We start from the raw sequence: 21377 nt of genomic DNA on the forward strand, positions 1-21377 counted from the left end.
GGACGATGGATGAAAGAGGAATTATATGAGAATTTGGCCAGACGTACTGATGGGGATATTTACATCGGTGTCGTCGGTCCTGTCCGAGTAGGAAAGTCCACGTTCGTGAAGAGGGTAATGGAAGAAGTAGTCATTCCTAACATGACGGATGCAGGTGATCGAATTAGGGCTCAAGATGAACTTCCACAAAGTTCTTCAGGGCCAGTAATTATGACCTCTGAACCGAAATTCATTCCTGCACAAGGGACAATGGTTTCTGTTGGCGATGGAGAATTGAAATTCCAAATTCGACTTGCAGATTGTGTAGGCTACGTCATAGACGGGGTTAAGGGCTACGAAGATGAGGATGGACCCAAATACGTCCATACGCCTTGGCATAACGAGCCAATACCTTTTGAAGAGGCGGCACGTATTGGCACGGACAAAGTAATACGGGATCATTCAACGATTGGTATCCTTGTCACGACAGACGGCACGGTAAATAATATTCCGCGAGCTGCAGCTTTAGTTGCGGAAGAAGAAATTGTAGGTAAGTTAAAAGACATTGGTAAACCATTTGTTATTGTATTAAACTCGAAAATGCCCGCAAATGAAAAAACAGTTGCTTTAAAACAAGAGTTACATGAAAAATATGAGGTACCTGTTATTGCAATCAGTGCGGATCAGCTAAATGCTCAGGAAATACAGCTTATTTTGAAAGAAGCGCTCTATGAATTCCCAATCACTGAAATTGAATTACAAAAACCGGATTGGATGGAAGTCCTTGGATCCGAACATAACCTGAATTCATCAATTGACAAAGTCATCAGTGAGGGGTTCCTGGGCGCATCAAAAATTAGAAAAGTACAAGAACTGGCTGAAGAAATTAAAAACGAAAACCATGTTCGGCATGCGGAAGTTGTTGAAGTGGATGCCGGACAAGGAAAAGCAACTCTTAAAATCGATATGGATGAACAAGCTTTTCGCGAGGTATGTCAAGAAATAATGGGTTCGGAAATTGACACGAAAAAAGATTGGTTATTGTTTATAAAAGAGGCGGCAAAGGCTCGGAAATCGTATGATTTATATTCAGAAGCAATTGATACAGCAAAAAGAGAGGGTTACGGAATTGCGTTACCGACAATTGATGATTTTAACCCAACAGCGCCAGAATTAATTAAACAAAATGATTTCTTTGGTGTTCGAATGAAAGCCACCGCTCCTTCACTTCATATTATTCGAGTAGATATGGAGGCGGAGTTCTCGCCTTTAATTGGGTCTGAGTTTCATAGCCATCATTTGCTTAAAGATTTAAAGAATGCTTATTTACATGACAGAGAAGCACTGTGGGAAACACAACTTTTTGGGACTCCGCTTCATGAAGTTATGAAAGAAAGTATTCGTTTTAAAAATGCTTCGGTCCCGGCAAATGCACGGAAAAGACTGCGAGAAACGATTGAACAAATGGTTAACGATGGAAATAAAGGAATGGTCACATTCATTGTTTAATAAAAAAAGATCCGTAAAAAGCGGATCTTTTTTTGCTTTTTGGGTTAAATATGCATTATTATGGGAAGCAGGCAAGAATATTGTTGCATAGCGGTTTTCCATGTGATACTCTTTTTACAGTATTGCAATTGACTTACCTTTGAGAGGAGGTGAATGGTGTGAATAAATCAGAATTAATTAACTCTGTAGCAGAAGCGGCAGGTCTTTCTAAGAAAGATGGAACAAAAGCTGTAGAAGCTGTATTTGAAACAATTCAATCTACTCTTGCAAAGGGTGAAAAAGTACAAGTAATTGGTTTCGGTACTTTTGAAGTGCGCGAACGTGCTGCTCGTAAAGGACGTAACCCACAATCCGGCGAAGAAATTGATATCGCTGCAAGTAAAGTTCCGGCCTTCAAAGCGGGCAAGGCACTTAAAGACGCAGTAAAATAAGTATTGTTTTTACATAGAAGTTTACCTGTCGAATCTGAAACTGGGTTCGCAGGTGGACTTCTTTTTGTTTTGTTAAGAAGAAAATGGTAAGTAAAGTTTAAGAACTCGTGGGACTGTACGGAAATGGTGTAATATGCTACTATTTTTGTTATTGTCGAAAGAGGGAGAAAGATGTATGCATAACTTTGATTATGGTAAAATAGAGAAAGCTATAACAATGATCCTTGAAGCGATAGGTGAAGATCCGAAACGTGAAGGGCTTGTTGAAACTCCTAAACGAGTTGCTAAAATGTATGCCGAAATGTTTGAAGGATTGAATAAAGATCCGAAAGACTATTTTAAAACTGTATTCAATGAAAACCATAATGAAGTCGTTCTTGTGAAAGACATACCATTCCATTCGATGTGTGAACATCACCTAGTACCGTTTTTTGGTCATGCGCATATTGCGTATATACCTCGTAATGGTGTTGTTGCAGGTCTAAGTAAATTGGCTAGGGCCGTTGAAACAACTGCTCGAAGACCCCAACTTCAAGAACGCATTACTTCAACAGTTGCGAATGCGATGATGGAAATGTTGGATCCAGTTGGTGTATTTGTTGTTATTGAGGCGGAACATATGTGCATGACGATGCGGGGAATTCGAAAACCTGGCTCAAAAACGATGACTATGTCAGCAAGAGGTATTTATGAGGAAGATGCTGAGAAACGTTCAGAAATATTAACACTCATAAATATGACATGAAGCCTTTGCCCACACATCCTTTTCTATGATATGATTGAGACCATAAACAGACAGGAGATGTCGAGATGACAATGCAATCCGAATATATCGTTATTAAAGCGAAAGAAGATGGCGTTAACGTTATCGGGCTGACGCGTGGAAATGATACAAAATTTCACCATACAGAAAAACTAGATCGTGGCGAAGTAATGATTGCTCAGTTTACTGAACATACTTCAGCAATGAAAATACGCGGAAAAGCAGACATTCATACCGCATACGGTGTCATGACAAGTGAAGGTAAAGAGTAAGCCCTTTATTTGGATGATATATCTATGACGTCTTTGATTGGAGATTTCACGATGGAAAGACAAAAAGTAAAATACAATGTTGAAAGTTACATGAGTGATTTGGAACGGGAAACAAACCATAAGATTTTAAATAGAGATGTTGGTTCTATATCGCTTGATTTAGAAAAAGCTTTCTTTATTCTTCTACCATTACTCAATGGAGAAGAATGGACTGAGCAGATGCATAGGGCTGCAATTGCGGTAGGCGCTGTTCATGTCGCTTTTGATGCGCATGACAGAATTGACTTGTATCATGCAACTTCCAGGAAACAACAGCTAACAGTACTTTCAGGAGATTATTATAGCGGGATTCATTACAAGCTTCTTGCATCCTTATCGGATTTTGATTTTATCCGTACTTTATCGAATCGGATTGGAAGCATCAATGAAATAAAGACTATTCATCACGGTCGAACTCCAGCGACTTCAAGCGTCTTAATTGCAACAGTTGAATTGATTGAATCAGGTTGTATTGCTGAATTTTTTCAGGCGTATGGGTTTTCGCGCTATATTCCATTAATTGAAGCAGCACTTCCTTTACTTCGCCTAGATGCAAAAAAAAATAGTTCCAAACAGCCTATCCATAGTAACCAAGGCTGGAATAAAAGTGAAACTATAATAGCTCAAGCAATTATAGAGTTGCAAAATAAAATGTATAAAACAATCGATGAAGCGAATTTTATTGATCCGCTATTAAAAGAACAAATTCGCGGAATGACAATCCCGGTTTTAGGGAAGTCGATTTGAGGAAATGAGGTATGCCTTATGGCTTTATCAAAAGAAGAAAAAGTCCATGAAGTGTTTGAAAAAATATCCGTCGATTACGATAAAATGAATTCGGTTATCAGTTTCAACCAACATAAGAAGTGGCGAGATGATATGATGCTTCGAATGGCTGTTCGTGAAGGTGCACAAGCGCTTGATGTGTGCTGTGGAACTGCTGACTGGACGATTGCTCTAGCCGAGGCGGTGGGGCCTTCTGGTGAAGTGATAGGTCTGGATTTCAGTGAAAACATGCTGGAGTCTGCAAAACCAAAAGTTGAACAAATACCTAATCTATCGTTGATTCACGGAAACGCAATGAAATTACCATTTCCTGATAACTCATTCGATTATGTAACGATTGGATTTGGTCTTCGTAATGTTCCAGACTATCTTACTGTTTTGAAGGAAATGAATCGTGTAGTAAAACCAGGTGGAATGGTTGCTTGCTTAGAAACGTCACAGTCAGAACTTCCTGGATATAAGCAGTTATTTCGATTTTACTTTAAAAACATTATGCCTTTGTTTGGTAAACTATTTGCGAAAAGCTATAAAGAATATTCGTGGTTGCAAGAATCAGCAGATGATTTTCCGGGAAGAAAAGAGCTAGCACAACTTTTCACGGAAGCGGGCTTTACGGACGTCTCGTATAAATCATATAGCGGCGGTGCTACTGCGGGCCATGTTGGATTTAAATAATAAAACCGTAGAAGAAGGTTATCTTTGTGGAGAAATTAAGGTTATTGTCACTTTATTCCGATTTCCGAAAGGATCTCGATTATATTGAAAAAGAACTTGAACGTGCAGTCGATTCGGAATCTCCAATTATTCGACAAGCATCCCTTCATCTTCTCCGAGCGGGTGGTAAGAGAATTCGCCCGATTTTTGTGATTCTTGCATCTAAGTTTGGAACATATTCATTGGAAGATGTATCCAAAGTTGCTGTTTCTCTTGAACTTGTTCATATGGCTTCTCTTGTGCATGATGATGTGATTGATGACTCTGATATGCGCCGGGGACTTCAAACGGTTAAAGCGAGATGGGATAATCGAATTGCGATGTATACAGGTGATTATATTTTTTCACGTGCATTGTCTTCGATTGGAGAAATTGAAGTACCAGCTGTTCATCGATTGTTATCCAGAACGATGCTTGAAATTTGCAAGGGAGAAATCATGCAAATAGAGCAACAGCGTAAATTCGATCAATCAATTCGTGACTATCTACGACGAATTAAGCGAAAGACAGCACTATTGCTTTCCTCAAGCTGTGAACTCGGAGCTCTTGTATCCAATGCAAGTCCGTCTATTGTAAGGAAAATGAGTCGTTTCGGTTATTACGCCGGAATGTCTTATCAAATTATTGATGACATCTTAGATATTACCTCAACAGATGAAGAACTTGGAAAACCAGCGGGTAGTGATTTACTAAATGGCCATTTAACTTTGCCAGTATTATACATAAAAGATGACGTGGAGTTTCGTCCATTTATGGAACGTTCTTTTGATAAAACGTTATCTCATTCGGATCGAGAAGAAATGTTAACATATATACGGAAATCAGGAGCAATTGAAAAAGCGCAAGCAGTCAGTGATCTGTATTTGCAAAAAGCACTTAAAGAAATTGAAGGATTGCCGAATTCAGATGCTCGAAAAGCGTTCTTTCAAATTGCCCGTTTCATTGGTAAACGTGACTTCTGATGGACTCTTAGTTGAAAGATATTAGTCATGATGTTAAGATTATAAAGGGATAAACCCGATACATAAATGAAGGAGTGTTTAATTAATGGAAAGAACATTTTTAATGGTAAAGCCAGACGGAGTACAACGTGATCTTGTAGGTGAAATTGTAGGCCGTTTTGAAAAAAAGGGATACCAACTTGTTGGTGCAAAACTTATGAAAATCACACCAGAACTTGCTGAACAACATTACGGCGAACATAAAGAGCGTCCATTTTTCGGAGAACTTGTAGATTTCATCACATCTGGGCCTGTATTTGCAATGGTATGGGAAGGCGAGAACGTTATTTCAACTTCACGTCTTTTAGTTGGGGCAACAAACCCGACTGAATCAGCACCTGGCACAATTCGTGGCGACTTCGCAGTTACAGTTGGAAAGAATATTATTCACGGTTCTGATTCACCTGAGTCAGCAGTTCGTGAAATTGGTCTTTTCTTCAAAGAAGAAGAGCTCGTATCATATGATAAGTCAATGAAGAACTGGATTATCTAATTATAAACAAAACAGCCTCGCGTTTTTTCGCACGGCTGTTTTTGTTATTACGGAACTCAATGAAAGCCGTTATATTAGAAAGATAGAATTTGGGGGTTTTGAGTTGTCGGATTATGTAAGCTTTATTGCGAATATTAAGAAAAAGACCGGAATTGACCTATCCTATTATAAAGAAGCGCAAATGAAGAGAAGATTGACATCTTTATATGAAAAAAAAGGTTATCGAAATTTCAAAGATTTTTATGAGGCTATACATACTGAAAAAAAATTACTAGAAGAGTTCCTTGATAGAATGACAATAAATGTTTCAGAATTTTATCGCAATGCACAAAGATGGGAAGTGCTCGATAAAAAAATATTCCCTGAATTATTGTCAGTAAATAAAAGACCGAAAGTTTGGAGCGCTGCCTGTTCTACAGGTGAGGAACCCTATTCTCTCGCCATGGTATTGACTTCTCATATACCGATTAGGGACATTTCGATACTCGCGACAGACCTAGATGTAGGCGCAATCGAGAGAGCTAAAGTGGCTCTTTACCCAGAAAGGGCATTAAAGGAAGTGCCTCAAAGTGTAAAGAAAGAATTCTTTGTTAAAGACGAAACATTTTATCAAGTAAAAGATGAAATAAAACGTACTGTGACATTTAAACAACAAAACTTGTTAAATGATAAATATGATACTGGGTTTGATCTTATTGTTTGTAGAAATGTTATGATATATTTTACTGAAGAAGCAAAAGATCAAATTTATACGAACTTTTCAAACTCATTGCGATCAGGTGGAATTCTTTTTGTTGGAAGTACAGAACAAATCTTTAATCCGGCTAAATACGGTTTTGAATCTGCCGAAACATTTTTTTATAGGAAAATTTAAGGTATCCGGGATAACTTCCGGATATTTTTAACTTTATATAATAAGCTTATTAATTTTGCTGAATTGCACTAATCAAAGTAAATGAAAGTAGTATGAATTATGAAATAGGTATAGTCGGAAAGTGTGCATTTTGGTATAGTGTCATGAAACAATAAAAAGGGGGATACACTGATGAGATATTTTACAGCGGGTGAGTCACATGGCCCACAACTAACAGCGATAATAGAAGGTTTACCTGCACAAATGGAATTGACGGCTGAAATGATAAACGGAGAACTTTCGAGAAGACAGGGTGGACACGGTCGGGGTAGACGGATGCAAATTGAAAAAGACCAGGTTGTTATTTCATCAGGAGTACGTCATGGTAAAACACTTGGATCTCCTGTTACGCTCACAGTAGTCAATGATGACTGGAAGCATTGGACGAAAATAATGGGAGTCGAACCGCTTGAAGAAGGGTCGAATCCAGAGGATGTAAAAAGACAAATTTCTCGACCGAGGCCAGGCCATGCAGATTTAGTGGGCGGAATGAAATACGGACATCGAGATTTACGGAATGTACTTGAGCGGTCGTCAGCGCGTGAAACGACTATGAGAGTTGCGATAGGCGCGGTAGCTAAGCAATTTCTCCGTGAATTAGGCATTCATACAGTTGCTCATGTTACGGAAATTGGTGGCGTGAAAACAAATCCTGACTCTTATGCTGGACTAACTACCGAACAACTTAGAGAAATCATTGAAACGAACCCTGTATACTGTGCTGACCCTGAAGCGACACCGCTTATGGTTGATGCGATTGATACGGCAAAAGCGAACGGAGACACTGCTGGCGGTGTTGTAGAAGTGATTGTCGAAGGTTGCCCGCCTGGAATTGGCAGTTATGTACAATTCGATCGAAAAATGGACGGAAAACTTGCTGGAGCTATGATGAGCATTAATGCATTTAAAGGTGTAGAAATTGGTCTTGGATTTGAAATGGCTAAAATGCCAGGCAGCAAAGTCCACGATGAAATTTTTTGGAATGAAGAGCAAGGATATTACCGGAAATCCAATCGTCTAGGTGGTCTTGAAGGTGGTATGACTTCGGGAATGCCGATTGTTATAAGAGGAGTAATGAAACCAATTCCTACACTCTACAAACCTTTGGAAAGTGTCGATATTGACACCAAAGAACCTTTTGTAGCCACAATTGAGCGTTCAGACCCTTGTGCTGTTCCCGCAGCTTCAGTAGTGGCAGAACACGTAATTGCGACAGAGGTGGCAAAAGCAATTATGGATGAATTTCGTTCGGATACAATGGACGGATTGAAAACGGAAATTGAAAATTACAGACAATATGTAAAGGAGTTTTAAAGTGGATAAACTTACGGTCAACATTTTAAATCATGAGTATGATGTTCATATCGGTCAAGAAACATATGGATTGTTTGCAACTCATTATGCAGAACTTTTTAAAAGTGTGGACCGTATTGCAATCATTGCAGATGAGCGTGTTGCTGCGCTTCATTTACCCCTTTTACAAGACTCCTTAGAGTATACGGGTCTTGATGTTGCTGTAAAACACATCCCTTCTGGGGAGCGTTCCAAAACATCAGAAGTGTATGTTGACTGCTTATCCTTTTTATTATCCAAAGGGTTTACAAGAAACTCTCTTCTAATCGCGTTTGGTGGGGGAGCTTGTGGAGATTTAACGGGTTTCGTTGCTGCGACATTCATGAGGGGAATTCGATTCATTCAATGTCCGACAACAATACTGGCGCATGACAGTGCTGTTGGCGGAAAAACGGCAATTAATATGCCAGATGGAAAAAACATGGTCGGTTCTTTTCATCAACCAACAGCGGTACTCTTTGATACAACTTTATTTGAAACGTTGCCACCAAGGGAAGTGCGGTCAGGAATGGCAGAACTATTAAAACATGCGTTCATATCTGATGAGAAATGGACGAATGAATTACTGAGCACTAAATCCTTCGCAAAACCAACAATCGAATGGCTATCAAAAGAGTTATTACTAGGAATACAAGTGAAAGCGAATATTGTTGCAGAGGATGAATTTGAACAATCTACTCGTAAATACTTGAACTTCGGACATACGTTTGGTCATGCGATTGAAGCTGCATGTGGTTTTGGGAAGTTAAGTCATGGTGAATCCATTATGATTGGTATGGCATATAGCTTGATTTTAAGTGAACGTCATGGATCAATCGATAAAAATGTAACAAATCAATTCATTCAATTCGCGCAAGAGAATGGGTATACATTCGGCCCTGTTCATATGTACTCATTCCAATTACTTATGGATTTTATGATGAAAGATAAAAAAGCTTCTTTCGGTAAACTTAATTTTGCCTTACTACACACAATCGGAAATCCATACATAAAAGAAATAACACAGTCAGAGTGTAAAGATGCTTTTGATGAATTAGTTAAGAGAACTGGAGGCGGAAAATAAATGGTTAGAGGTATTAGGGGAGCAACTACAGTTGAATATGACGAGGAACTATTGATTTTAAAAGCAACCGAAGAACTTGCGGTTAAAATGCTTGAGGAAAATGAAGTTGATCCAGAAGACATTATTTCTGTTCTTATATCTACAACACTTGATATTACATCGGCGTTTCCTGCTAAAGCTGTACGTTCAATTGAGGGTTGGAAATATGTGCCCGTAATGTGTACACATGAAATGGACGTTGTTGGTTCAATGCCGTTTTGCATACGTATTCTCATGCATGTAAATACCGATGCTACACAACAAAGTATACAACATGTTTATCATAATAATGCAGTTAACTTACGTCCCGACTTACAAAAAGGTTGATTGGAGGAATGGAAATGCAATGGAAAAAGACTCTTGGAGAAATGACGCCTTACAAACCTGGGAAATCGATTAAAGAAGTAATCAATCAGTACCAGTTGGAAAAGGTTGTTAAACTTGCTTCAAATGAAAATCCATATGGCCCTGCACCATCGGCAAAAAAACTATTGGAAAATGGAACCATTGAAATTGAAATGTACCCCGATGGAAATGCAAGTAGTTTGCGTAAGAAAGTCGCACAAAAGCTTGATGTTAGCGAAAGTTCATTATTATTTGGTGGTGGCTCTGATGAAATTATTGTAATGATATCTAGAGCTCTTCTAGATTCGGGCAAGAATACGATTATGGCAACCCCAACATTTCCCCAATATGCTCACAATGCAAAAATCGACGGTGCTGAAATTAGAGAAGTTGCTCTGGTAGACGGTCACCATAATTTAGACGGTTTCCTGAAAGTGATTGACGAAGATACATCGGTCATCTGGCTTTGCAGTCCGAATAATCCAACGGGAAATCTGATACCTGCAGAGGATTTAAAATCCTTTCTTGCAAAAGTGCCTGATACTATTCTAGTCGTTATGGACGAGGCCTATTATGAATACATTACCGATCCAAGCCATATAAATACTATTCATCTATTGAAAGAATATCCGAATCTCATTGTCTTACGAACATTTTCTAAAGCTTATGGACTTGCTGCATTCCGAATCGGTTATGCGGTTGGAAATCCCGAAGTAATAAGTAATCTCAATAAAGTACGCAGTCCTTTTAATGTAACTTCAGCTGGGCAAGCTCTTGCAGAAGCAGCACTTAATGATGACGAGTTTATTGAAAAATGCAGTCTTTTAAATCGGGAACAGATGCAGAGATTTAAAAAATATGCGAACGAAAACAAACTTCATATTTATGATTCAGCAGCAAATTTTGTTCTCATTGAAGTACCTGAAAATGGAGATATAGCGTCAGAAAAACTGTTGCAACATGGAATTATTGTTCGAAGTGGAGAAGCTCTTGGAACACCGGGATATATCAGGGTTACAGTGGGTTCAGAAGACCAAAATACTGGTTTCTTTTCTGCATTTGATTCATTATTAAAGGATGCTCAGCTTTTAAAATGAAGACAAATGTAACGATTATCGGACTTGGTTTAATAGGCGGTTCTCTTGGACTCGCGATAAAGAGGAATCCTTCGATTTATGTTACGGGTTTTGACAGTTCTCCTGAAACAATGACAGAAGCATACCGCCGCGGAATAATCGATGCAATCCCATCATCTTTCCAAGATGCATGTAGAAATGCTGACATTATTATTTTTTCAACACCAGTAAATACAACAGTAAAACTTATGTATGATGTAGCTGACTTACAACTAAAGAAAGATGTGATTCTAACCGATACTGGCAGTACAAAAGGTCCGATTATGCATGCGGCTTCTTGTTTAAATGAAAAAGGAATAACATTTGTGGGCGGTCATCCAATGGCGGGTTCACATAAGAGTGGTGTTTCAGCCGCGAAAGAACATTTGTTTGAAAATGCGTATTACATCTTGACGCCAGAGTCTACCACTGAGGAAGCGGCTATTGAGCAATTGAAGAAATTGCTTGAGCCGACAAAAGCGAAGATAAAAATATTGCATGCAGATGAACACGATCGAATGACGGCAATTGTAAGTCATTTTCCACATTTAGTAGCATCGTCCCTCGTTGGGATGTTATCTGCACAACAGTCTGTGCAACCGTTCGTAAATAAATTGGCGGCCGGAGGATTTCGGGATATTACACGAATAGCGTCCGCGGACCCATCGATGTGGAGAGATATTACGATCCAAAACAGAGTTGAATTACTCAAACAACTGGATGTGTGGCTTGATGAGATGGGAAATGTACGGGAAATGCTCATTCATAATGATTCAGCTCAAATTCATAATTACTTTGCGGATGCAAAAACATTCAGAGATGAATTGCCAATAACTTCTCAAGGTGCACTCTATATGACTTATGATTTACATATTGATATTCCGGATCATCCAGGTATCATTTCCGAAATTACGAAAATTCTTGCGGATGAATCGATAAGTTTAACAAATTTAAGAATTGTTGAAACGAGAACGGATGTATTTGGTATTCTCGTTATTAGTTTTCAAACAGCTGATGATCGTGAAAAAGCAAAGTTAGCACTTTCACGAGAAACAAATTATGGTATGCATATCCTTTAACTGGAGGGGCTATTTATGAGTGAAATAAGAAAAGTAGAGTTCATTAAACCCGTTCTAAAGGGTGAATTAGTTGTCCCCGGTGATAAATCAATATCACATAGAGCCGTGATGCTTGGATCGATTGCTGAAGGTAAGACACTTATTAAAGGCTTTCTAGATGGTGAAGATTGTTTGAGAACAATTGAGATTTTTACACAATTGGGTGTTTCTATTCAGAGATCAGGTACAGTAGTAACGATAGATAGTCCTGGTATGCAAAATTGGATACAACCTACAGGTGATTTATATGCCGGTAATTCTGGAACGACAGCCCGTTTGATGCTTGGTATATTGGCGGGTTCAAAAGTAACGACTGTTTTGTCAGGAGATGAATCACTTTCCAACCGGCCAATGGACCGGGTAACAATTCCGTTGAAGGAAATGGGTTCAAAAATACAGACAGATAAACAAGCATCTCTCTTACCTCTTAAGGTTATTGGTACAACACTAAATGCAATTGACTATATAATGCCTGTAGCAAGTGCGCAAGTTAAATCTGCAATTCTTTTTGCTGGTTTAAATGCACAAGGCACAACTACAGTGACAGAAGAAACCGTTTCAAGAGATCATACAGAACGAATGCTCACGTACTTCGGTGCAGAGGTGCACTCAGGCGGGGGAAGAGTAAGTATTGCGGGTGGACAAACTCTCAGGGGAATGGAAGTTCATGTTCCTGGGGACATTTCTTCTGCTGCATTTTTTATGGCGGCAGCGGCAATGTTAGAAGGTAGTTCAGTTGAATTTAAAAGAGTTGGGTTAAATCCAACACGAACAGGTATTATTGATGTTCTTCGCGAAATGGGTGCACAAATCGAAATAACAAATACAACAGATGAAAATGGGGAACCGTCAGCTACTATTGTAGTTGCACACGGCAATCTACAAGGGATAACTATTGGTGGCGAACTAATTCCGCGTCTAATTGATGAGCTCCCCGTAATCGCGCTGCTCGCGACTCAGGCGATGGGAACAACGATTATTAAAGATGCAGAAGAACTTCGTGTGAAAGAAACAGATCGAATTGCAGCAGTTACAAACGAGCTCAAAAAAATGGGTGCAGATATCGAAGCGACCCCTGATGGTATGATTATTCATGGTCCGACACCTTTAACAGGTGGAGTTTTAAGCTCATATGGTGATCACAGACTTGGAATGATGGCTGCAATCGCGGCACTTGCAACAACAGGTGCGGTTCATATTGAAGATCCATCATGTATTAATATTTCTTATCCACATTTTTTTGAAGACCTAAATAAATTAACGAAAAATCAAGACAAGTAGAAAATAATTATCTGCTGATAAAATGCTTTTAAGTTTATGTATACAAATCGAAAGAACAGGTGAAAATATGGGACAGTTACAAGAAGTTGAACAGCATATCAAAGAAGGTGATGTAGAAGCTCTTAGCCTTCTTCTAGACAGACTAAGCCTCTCAACGGATTATAATATGCTCTATGAATCGGCATATCTTCTGGCTTCCTATGGTTTTATGGCAGAGGCGGATCGAATATATGAAGTTTTGATTGAAAACCTTCCTGACGAAGCACAATTGAAAATAGATCGTGCGAATACGTTAATGGAACTTGGTGAAGAAGATGATGCCCTTTTGTTACTCTCGGAAATTCGTCCAGAAGAGGATGAATATATACAAGCGCTACTTGTCCTCGCGGATTACTATCATATGACGGGTCTCGCAGAAACTGCACTATCTAAAATTAAAGAAGCTTTTAAATTAGCTCCAGAAGAACCTGTAATTCGCTTCGCTTATGCGGAACTACTCTTAGATTCGGGAAAATACGGTGAAGCAATACGACTTTATCTAGCTTTAAAAGACGAAGTTCAGGAAATTGGTGGTGTTAGCATCGTTTCTAGGCTTGCTGAAACGTATAGTGCTGGTGCCGCTTATGAAGAAGCAATTCCATACTACGAAGAATTGTTAAAAGAGCAGGTTGGTCCGGACCTTTTATTTGGAGCCGCATTTGCTTATTTCCAATCTAAAAATACTGAACGATCTATTTCATTACTAAACAAACTTATTGAAATGGATCCAGATTATTTCTCTGCATATATGCTTGCTGGTCAAGCCTATTCTTTAGCAGGTGAAGATCTTGAAGCATATAATATGTTTAAAGATGGTATTCGTCGGGACGAGTTTGACAAGGAGTTTCAATTGTCCGCAGGGAAATCCGCGTTGAAACTTGGGTTGCCTGTAGAAGCTGAAGAACACTTAAAAGAGGCATTTGCTCTTGATCCAGAATATACGGAGGCATTGATAACACTTGCTTCACTTTATAATGAATTAGAGCGGGACGAGGAACTAATCGAACTGCTTTCGTATACAAAAGATGATTGGGATGATATACCATTACTAGAAGCTTTCAAAGCTTATTCAAATGACCGCTTGGAACAGTTTGAAAAGGCATATGAATCCTATCGTAAAGCATATGTTGGAATGGATGAGGATCACGATTTTCTCACGAATTACACAAACTTTCTAATTGAAGACGGCAAGCAGAATGAGGCTATTGAAATTGCGAAGAAAATCGTATCACTCTATCCAGATGATGAGAATTGGAGAGAATTTTTAGAATTGCAAACTGACGAGGAGGTGTGACATGACGGCCATGATACCTGTCGCTGCGAAGAAAGATTTTGTACGTTGGTTCTTAAAGCGGTACAAATTGAAGCGCCGCGAATGTGTCTGGATTTTGAATTATCTTCTTAGCCATGATCACCTTTTAAAAAATGTACATTTTACTGATGAGGCTCATTATTGTCCCCGAGCAATGGTTATGTCGACAATTGGTTCTGAAAGCATTCCTTTTCGTTTTTACAAAGGGAATCTAATGACTGCAGATGCCGAAAAATCCTTTCATGATTTGAGACTTCATCCGGATGAAAAAATGTATATTCAGCTTAATTTTCCAAATCACAATTTATGCCCACAATACGCTAGTGTTCGTGAAGAAAATCCATATCTTCCAACCTATTTACAAGTAGCTGAAAATGATCGTAAAATAGCTGAACAGCTTTTAGAAGAAAGCATCTCTACTATGAATGAAGATATGCTAAGAAAAGGTGTAGATGAAGCGCTTGATGCGAATGATAAAGAGCGGTTCTTCTTGCTGTCAACATTATTAAATGATTTACAAGTGAAGAAGAGGTAAGTACTCCATCCCAATGGATGGAGTACTTACCTGATTTTTTAGGAGGTGAGTAAATGAACTGGAATGCAAAAGATATGGATACATATATACAACAGAAAGAATATATAGATACACTTATTGTTCCTTTACTTAAATTAGAAACAATTCCCGAAAGAATGAAGAGCAGTTCGTCCTCTACGGAGTTTCTAATGTATTTAACGACTTTTATTGAAACGCAGTTTAAAGGGCGAATTATGCTTCTTCCGCCATTTACGTATACACAGTCTACTGATTTAGTAGAAATGGGAAACGTTATTTCAGGTGATTTACAAAAGATGCAGTTCAAACACGTGTTTTTTATATCGACAGATCCTGCATGGAAAACGGTTGAAATGAATGGAGAAGTCATTTGGTTACCACCAATACCTCTTGAAAATATGGACAAGCAATTAAAGCAATCTATAATTGAAGATCAGCTAAAACAGGTATTGCCGAAATTTACATTGAAATGGTCTGAAAGTTAAACTTCAATAATTGTTCACATAATAAAAATTAGAATGTGTGCATCATTGAATTTATTCATCGATTGATATATTATAGATATGTCCTAGTATTATTATTAGCAAAAATTTGTCCGTTGGACTGACCTTTAAGTTAGAGGAGGGAAATGATGAGTAAGAATCGAGTGTCAAGACGCCAATTCCTAAGTTATACACTAATGGGTACAGGCGGGTTTATGGCTTCCGCAATGCTGATGCCTATGGTTCGTTTTGCAGTCGATCCAGTATTGCAAAAGAACGAAGGTGGATCATTTATTCCTACATCACAAAAAGTAGATGAGTTAACGTCTGAACCTGTACGTGTCGATTACACAATTAAAGACCGTAAAGATGGCTGGTATGAATCAGATGAATCAAATACGGCTTGGGTGTATAAAGATGGTGATACAGTAATTGCACTATCTCCTGTATGTAAACATCTTGGTTGTACAGTAAACTGGGGTGGGGATAAAGAACATCCTGAGCAGTTTTTCTGTCCATGTCACCAAGGACGTTATATGAAAAATGGAGATAACGTAAAAGGAACACCACCGATTGGACCACTAGACGAGTATGAGGTTAAAGTGGAGAATGGATTAGTATATCTTGGAACGACTAAGGCGAACACATTAGTTTAATATTGTAAGGGGGTACGACCGAAGTGCTAAATAGAATATACGATTGGGTTGACGAACGGTTGGATATCACCCCGATATGGCGCGATATTGCTGACCATGAAGTACCTGAGCACGTAAACCCAGCACATCACTTTTCTGCATTCATTTATTGTTTCGGAGGACTAACGTTTTTTGTTACTGTCATTCAAATTCTTTCCGGTATGTTCCTCACAATGTATTACACGCCGGATATTGAAAATGCATGGAAGTCCGTTTACTACCTTCAAAATGAAGTAGCATTCGGTGAGATTGTGCGTGGGATGCATCACTGGGGAGCTTCACTAGTTATAGTTATGATGTTCCTACATACACTGCGTGTTTTCTTTACAGGCTCTTATAAGAAACCACGTGAACTAAACTGGGTTGTTGGTGTACTGATTTTTGTCACCATGCTTGGACTAGGTTTTACTGGTTATTTACTGCCTTGGGATATGAAAGCAGTGTTTGCTACAAAAGTAGGAATTGAAATTGCGGCATCTGTTCCGTTTATCGGGGAATGGATTAAGATTCTCCTTGCAGGAGATACAGAAATTCTTGGTGCTCAAACACTGACACGCTTTTTCGCAATACACGTCTTCTTTTTACCAGCTGCTTTGCTTGGGTTGCTTGCAGCACACTTTGTATTTATTAGAAGACAAGGTATTTCTGGACCACTATAAAAAATATTCACGTCCACAGATTTTGAAAAGGAGGGGACAGTATGCAACGCGGAAAAGGGATGAAGTTTGTCGGAGATTCGCGCATTAAGGCAAGTGGCAAAATGCCGAACGTCCCAAAAGACTACTCAGAATACCCTGGTAAGACAGAAGCTTTTTGGCCAAACTTTCTTCTGAAAGAATGGATGATTGGATCCATTTTCCTAATAGGTTATTTAATAGTAACAGTCGCACATCCGTCTCCGCTTGAACGTGAAGCGGACCCAACGGATACTATGTATATTCCGGTACCGGATTGGTATTTCCTTTCCATGTACCAGTTATTAAAATATCAATTTGCATCCGGTCCATTTAATATTATCGGTGCACTAGTAATGCCAGGAATTGCGATTGGCGCATTGATGTTAGTTCCATTTATGGATACATCTAAAGAACGTCGTCCATTCAAACGTCCATTACCAACGGCATTTATGCTTCTTGCTTTTGCAGCATTGTTTTACCTTACATGGGAATCGGTTGAAAACCATGATTGGGAAGCAGCAAAAACACAAGGTGCAATTAGAGAAGAAGTTGAGTTCGATATGGAATCTGAAGGCTATGAAATCTACTCCGGGGCATCTTGTATTACATGTCACGGTGACTCATTCGAGGGTGGCCTTGGTCTTCCACTAGTGAATACAGGTTTGACGGTTGAAGAGATTGCAGATATCGCTGTGAATGGTTCTGAGAATGGCAAAATGGCTGCCGGACTTTGGGATGGTACTGATGAAGAACTACAAGTTCTGTCAGAGTTCATAGAAAGTTTAAATAAGGAATAAAGGTTTTATTTGCAAGAAGGAGGGAGTCGGGAAACTGACTCTCTTTTTTTTTACATAATATTGATTTGTTGGAGAGGTGTTTATGTCTAATTTAAAGGATCACATTTGGATAGTTTTATCACATAAATCATTCCTATGGATTTTGTTGTTTATAAACTTACTTGGAACGATATATGGATACGACTGGTATATGTGGCAACTTGTCGATACAGAACCAAAGTTTTGGATATTTGTACCCGACAGCCCAACAGCAAGTTTGTTTTTTACTTTGGCAATCATTGGGTGGATTATCAATCGGAATTTCAAATTAATTGAAGCACTTGCGTTGATCACACTTGTGAAGTATGGCTTATGGGCAGTTGTGATGAACTTACTTACGCTTGTCGAATCAGGTTCGATTGGATGGGTAGGCTGGATGCTTATAGGATCACATTTTGCAATGGCAGTTCAGGCAATCCTGTATATACCTTTTTATCGCTTTACTTTTATCCACATTGCAATTGCAGCTGTCTGGACTGTTCATAATGATATTATTGATTATGTTTTTGGGCAAATGCCGATATACAGCAACTTGATGGTTTACATGGATAAGATTGGATACTTCACTTTTTGGCTTTCAATAGCTTGTATCACACTTGCTTATTATGTATGGAAGAAAAGAGTTCCTGTTCTATCAAATAATCGTAAATAGTTGCGAAAAAGATGCAAGCATAATAAAATAGAGGTAGAGATAAATGGAGGGGAAATAACAATGATTTTTCTTTATATTGGGCTCATAATTTTGTTACCAATTTATGCTCAGTTCAAAGTTAAAAGAACGTACAATAAGTATTCGAAAATACGGTCAACATCGGGAATGAACGGGGCAGAAGTTGCTCGTCTCATACTAGATCAGAACGGATTACAAGACGTAAAAGTAATTGAATCAAAAGGTTTTCTAAGTGACCATTACAACCCAATTACAAAAATTGTAGCACTTTCACCAAATAACTATCGTGAAGCCTCAGTAGCGGGTACTGCTATAGCGGCACATGAAGTGGGTCATGCTATCCAAGACAAGGAAGCATATGCAGCACTTCGAATTCGTCATCGTCTTGTACCTGTAGCAAATATAACATCTAAAGCATCATGGATTTTCATCATGATTGGTATTTTTTTCTCGAGTATGAACTCTTTACTTGGAATCGGAATCGCTTTGTTAGCAGTAGGAGTTGTGTTTCAAGTTGTAACATTGCCTGTTGAGTTTAATGCATCGAGTAGAGCGATGAATCAAATAGTTTCACTCGGTATTATTAAAAATGAAGAAGAGAAGGATGCAAAGAAAGTTTTAAGTGCGGCAGCCATGACTTATGTTGCAGCAGCAGCAGTGGCAGTACTTGAATTACTTCGTTTGGTCCTTATATTCACAAGCAGAGATTAAATAGTGAAATATAAAAAGCCTGTCCCTTTGTTGGGCAGGCTTTTTAATTGTATAATTAAGCTACTTATTCGATAGGTTGTTTTTGATCGTCTAACGTAAAACCTTCACCCATGACATCATGGACTTCTGTCAAAGAAACAAACGCATGTGGGTCAATGGATGTGATGATACTTTTCAGTCTAACAATTTCGTTTTTACCAACAACGCAATAGAGTATTTCTTGATTTGCTTTTGTAAAATGACCATGTCCTTTAAAGACAGTCACGCCTCGGTCCATAGCGACTGTGATTTTTGTAGCTATTTCATCCTGTTTTGGTGAGATGATAAAGGCGGCTCTCCCAGAATATGCACCTTGTTGAACAAAGTCGATTACTCGAGCACTAACAAAAAGTGCGACAAGTGTATACATCATGGAACGGTGATTGAGATATACTGCCCAAGAAACAAGAATGACAACTGCATCAAATAGAAACATCGTTTTCCCCATACTCCAACCAATGTATTGGTTGACTAGGCGAGCAATAATATCGACGCCACCTGTAGTACCACCAAATTTGAAAACAATACCAAGACCTACACCGATGAATACTCCTGCAAACAATGCAACTAGGAACATATCGTCCTTCAAATGGATATCTATTTCATATTTCATGAATAGTTCAATAAAAATTGAAACAGCAACCGTACCAATTACTGTATAGATAAATACTCGTTTCCCTAACATTTTCCATCCAATAATGAACATTGGAATATTTAATATTAAGTTCATAAGCGCAGGGTTCCATTTAAATGCAAAATATAGGATAAGGGTGATTCCTGTAAATCCTCCTTCAGCAAGTTCATTTTGAATGTTAAAATGAACTAAACCAAAACTGAATATAGCGGAACCAAGTAAAATAAAAAATATATTTTTAAATCTAATTCCTTCAAACATCAAGTGCACACCTTTCTAAAACAATGAATAGTTCTATTATCGGCTATTAATTTATTTTTAACAATGGTTTTCTTGATTTCATACGATAAGATGGAGGTGGTGTTTCAATGGAAATAAATAAAACGATGACAAAGATGCAAACAGAAATCGATGAATACATAAATAGTTTTGAAGAAGGATATTTTCCACCAATGGAATTACTTGCAAGACTAACTGAAGAACTAGGAGAATTGTCTCGGGAAGTTCAACATGTGTATGGTGCAAAACAGAAAAAACCCGAAGAGGCAATTCGTTCGCTTGAAGAAGAGACAGGCGATTTGTTTTTTGTCCTTATTTGTTTTGCAAACTCACAGGGAATTAGCTTAGAAAATGCTTTAACAATAGTTCTTAATAAATTTAAAAAACGAGATGCAAATCGATGGACGAAAAAGGAGAATATAAAATGAGTATTAAAGTAGCAATTGCTGGGGCAAGAGGTCGAATGGGTACGGCTGCTGTAAAAGCAATACAAGATGCAACAGATATGCAACTCGTTGCAATTTTAGACTATAAAAACGATGGGAAGTATTTAAGTGGGACGGAAATCAATGGAGATTCCAATGGAATACCCATTTTTACATCTTTTTCAACTATGAATCAGTCGATAATGCCAGACGTCCTTCTCGATTTAACTGAGCCAGACTCTGTTTTTAAAACTGTGCATGAAGCGATATCATTAGGAATTAGACCTGTTGTTGGTACGTCAGGTTTGTCAGATGAAAATATTAAATCTTTATCAAAACTAGCGACAAATAAAGGCATAGGTGGAATTATAGCTCCAAACTTTTCAATTGGTGCTGTTCTAATGATGAAGTTTTCTGCTATGGCCGCACGTTATCTTGGTGATATAGAAATTATTGAATTGCATCATAATCATAAAGTGGATGCTCCTTCAGGAACAGCTTTAAAAACAGCTGAAATGATTATGAAAGTTAGAGAACCACATAAACAAGGGCATCCCGATGAAAAAGAACTAATTCAAGGTGCTCGTGGAGCAGATTTGGATGGTATGAAAATACATAGTGTTCGACTACCTGGATTTCTTGCTCATCAAGAAGTACTTCTAGGCGGTGAAGGAGAGATGCTCACGATTCGACATGACTCCTTTGACCGTAGTTCCTTCATGCCTGGCATACTAATGTCCATACGTAGTGTAATCGACAGGGAAGACCTTGTGTATGGTCTAGAAAACATCATAGAATAAATCTTATCCTT

Annotated in this window: 26 protein-coding genes; 25 read left to right on the forward strand and 1 reads right to left on the reverse strand. The window is 38.5% G+C overall.

The annotated features are described in order from the left end of the window. The first annotated feature begins 9 nt into the window (after positions 1-9). The 23 genes from spoIVA (at position 10) to ACFSFY_RS08800 (ending at position 19189) form a co-directional block, all read left to right on the forward strand. Entirely contained in the window at positions 10-1488 is a 1479-nt protein-coding gene (gene spoIVA / locus ACFSFY_RS08690; protein ID WP_381537209.1) for a stage IV sporulation protein A, read from the forward strand. A gap of 158 nt (positions 1489-1646) precedes the next feature. Beyond that, complete coding sequence (locus tag ACFSFY_RS08695) at positions 1647-1919, forward strand: HU family DNA-binding protein (RefSeq protein WP_381537211.1); 273 nt, start codon at positions 1647-1649, stop codon at positions 1917-1919. A 175-nt stretch (positions 1920-2094) separates the two neighbouring features. Next, positions 2095-2664 carry a GTP cyclohydrolase I FolE gene (folE, locus tag ACFSFY_RS08700; protein ID WP_381537213.1) on the forward strand — a complete coding sequence of 190 codons (570 nt, stop codon included), beginning with the start codon at positions 2095-2097 and terminating at the stop codon, positions 2662-2664. Between the two features lie 71 nt (positions 2665-2735). Next, positions 2736-2954, forward strand: coding sequence for a trp RNA-binding attenuation protein MtrB (gene mtrB, locus ACFSFY_RS08705; protein ID WP_381537543.1), 219 nt, complete (start codon positions 2736-2738; stop codon positions 2952-2954). Positions 2955-2978: 24 nt separating this feature from the next. Beyond that, a complete protein-coding gene (locus ACFSFY_RS08710) occupies positions 2979-3740 on the forward strand; it encodes a heptaprenyl diphosphate synthase component 1 (protein ID WP_381537215.1) in 762 nt (253 codons plus the stop codon). A gap of 18 nt (positions 3741-3758) precedes the next feature. Then, entirely contained in the window at positions 3759-4454 is a 696-nt protein-coding gene (locus tag ACFSFY_RS08715) for a demethylmenaquinone methyltransferase (RefSeq protein WP_381537217.1), read from the forward strand. A 26-nt stretch (positions 4455-4480) separates the two neighbouring features. Further along, on the forward strand, positions 4481-5455 hold the full coding sequence (locus ACFSFY_RS08720; RefSeq protein WP_381537219.1) for a polyprenyl synthetase family protein: 975 nt from the start codon (positions 4481-4483) through the stop codon (positions 5453-5455). An 85-nt stretch (positions 5456-5540) separates the two neighbouring features. Beyond that, positions 5541-5987 carry a nucleoside-diphosphate kinase gene (gene ndk, locus ACFSFY_RS08725; protein ID WP_381537221.1) on the forward strand — a complete coding sequence of 149 codons (447 nt, stop codon included), beginning with the start codon at positions 5541-5543 and terminating at the stop codon, positions 5985-5987. 103 nt (positions 5988-6090) lie between these two features. After that, on the forward strand, positions 6091-6861 hold the full coding sequence (locus ACFSFY_RS08730) for a CheR family methyltransferase (protein WP_381537223.1): 771 nt from the start codon (positions 6091-6093) through the stop codon (positions 6859-6861). A gap of 171 nt (positions 6862-7032) precedes the next feature. Then, a complete protein-coding gene (gene aroC, locus ACFSFY_RS08735; RefSeq protein WP_381537225.1) occupies positions 7033-8214 on the forward strand; it encodes a chorismate synthase in 1182 nt (393 codons plus the stop codon). A gap of 1 nt (position 8215) precedes the next feature. Continuing rightward, positions 8216-9316: a 3-dehydroquinate synthase gene (gene aroB, locus ACFSFY_RS08740; protein ID WP_381537227.1), complete on the forward strand. Its 1101-nt coding sequence runs from the start codon at positions 8216-8218 to the stop codon at positions 9314-9316. Further along, positions 9317-9682: a chorismate mutase gene (gene aroH, locus ACFSFY_RS08745; RefSeq protein WP_381537229.1), complete on the forward strand. Its 366-nt coding sequence runs from the start codon at positions 9317-9319 to the stop codon at positions 9680-9682. It abuts the gene before it with no gap. Positions 9683-9696: 14 nt separating this feature from the next. Then, entirely contained in the window at positions 9697-10797 is a 1101-nt protein-coding gene (gene hisC / locus ACFSFY_RS08750; protein WP_381537231.1) for a histidinol-phosphate transaminase, read from the forward strand. Next, complete coding sequence (locus ACFSFY_RS08755) at positions 10794-11894, forward strand: prephenate dehydrogenase (protein WP_381537232.1); 1101 nt, start codon at positions 10794-10796, stop codon at positions 11892-11894. Before hisC ends, ACFSFY_RS08755 begins: the two co-directional genes overlap by 4 nt. A 15-nt stretch (positions 11895-11909) precedes the next feature. After that, positions 11910-13214 (forward strand): 3-phosphoshikimate 1-carboxyvinyltransferase, encoded by a 1305-nt coding sequence (aroA, locus tag ACFSFY_RS08760; protein ID WP_381537234.1) that lies wholly within the window; start codon positions 11910-11912, stop codon positions 13212-13214. A 67-nt stretch (positions 13215-13281) separates the two neighbouring features. Continuing rightward, positions 13282-14547: a tetratricopeptide repeat protein gene (locus ACFSFY_RS08765; RefSeq protein ID WP_381537237.1), complete on the forward strand. Its 1266-nt coding sequence runs from the start codon at positions 13282-13284 to the stop codon at positions 14545-14547. A gap of 1 nt (position 14548) precedes the next feature. Then, the gene (locus ACFSFY_RS08770) at positions 14549-15100 is read left to right on the forward strand and encodes a ReoY family proteolytic degradation factor (RefSeq protein WP_381537238.1); all 552 of its coding nucleotides are present in this window, start codon (positions 14549-14551) and stop codon (positions 15098-15100) included. Between the two features lie 53 nt (positions 15101-15153). Then, entirely contained in the window at positions 15154-15603 is a 450-nt protein-coding gene (locus tag ACFSFY_RS08775; protein WP_381537240.1) for a YpiF family protein, read from the forward strand. A 146-nt stretch (positions 15604-15749) separates the two neighbouring features. Next, a complete protein-coding gene (locus tag ACFSFY_RS08780) occupies positions 15750-16256 on the forward strand; it encodes a ubiquinol-cytochrome c reductase iron-sulfur subunit (RefSeq protein ID WP_381537242.1) in 507 nt (168 codons plus the stop codon). A 23-nt stretch (positions 16257-16279) separates the two neighbouring features. Beyond that, positions 16280-16954, forward strand: a complete 675-nt coding sequence (gene qcrB, locus ACFSFY_RS08785; protein WP_381537244.1) for a menaquinol-cytochrome c reductase cytochrome b subunit — start codon at positions 16280-16282, stop codon at positions 16952-16954. Positions 16955-16995: 41 nt separating this feature from the next. Beyond that, positions 16996-17769 (forward strand): menaquinol-cytochrome c reductase cytochrome b/c subunit, encoded by a 774-nt coding sequence (locus ACFSFY_RS08790; protein ID WP_381537245.1) that lies wholly within the window; start codon positions 16996-16998, stop codon positions 17767-17769. A gap of 82 nt (positions 17770-17851) precedes the next feature. After that, the gene (gene lhaT / locus ACFSFY_RS08795) at positions 17852-18460 is read left to right on the forward strand and encodes a lipoprotein heptaprenylglyceryl N-acetyltransferase LhaT (protein WP_381537247.1); all 609 of its coding nucleotides are present in this window, start codon (positions 17852-17854) and stop codon (positions 18458-18460) included. A 60-nt stretch (positions 18461-18520) separates the two neighbouring features. Continuing rightward, positions 18521-19189 carry a zinc metallopeptidase gene (locus ACFSFY_RS08800; RefSeq protein WP_381537249.1) on the forward strand — a complete coding sequence of 223 codons (669 nt, stop codon included), beginning with the start codon at positions 18521-18523 and terminating at the stop codon, positions 19187-19189. 64 nt (positions 19190-19253) lie between these two features. Here the strand turns inward: ACFSFY_RS08800 and ACFSFY_RS08805 are convergent, their stop codons facing one another. Beyond that, entirely contained in the window at positions 19254-20123 is an 870-nt protein-coding gene (locus tag ACFSFY_RS08805) for a YitT family protein (protein WP_381537251.1), read from the reverse strand. Positions 20124-20230: 107 nt separating this feature from the next. Between ACFSFY_RS08805 and ACFSFY_RS08810 the strand changes: the two genes are divergently transcribed. Beyond that, the gene (locus ACFSFY_RS08810; protein WP_381537253.1) at positions 20231-20569 is read left to right on the forward strand and encodes a nucleotide pyrophosphohydrolase; all 339 of its coding nucleotides are present in this window, start codon (positions 20231-20233) and stop codon (positions 20567-20569) included. After that, positions 20566-21366, forward strand: coding sequence for a 4-hydroxy-tetrahydrodipicolinate reductase (gene dapB, locus ACFSFY_RS08815; protein ID WP_381537255.1), 801 nt, complete (start codon positions 20566-20568; stop codon positions 21364-21366). The genes ACFSFY_RS08810 and dapB overlap by 4 nt, the downstream gene beginning before the upstream one ends. The last annotated feature ends 11 nt before the right edge of the window (positions 21367-21377 follow it).

Source organism: Sporosarcina siberiensis (genome assembly GCF_042681925.1).
GTDB lineage: Bacteria > Bacillota > Bacilli > Bacillales_A > Planococcaceae > Sporosarcina > Sporosarcina siberiensis.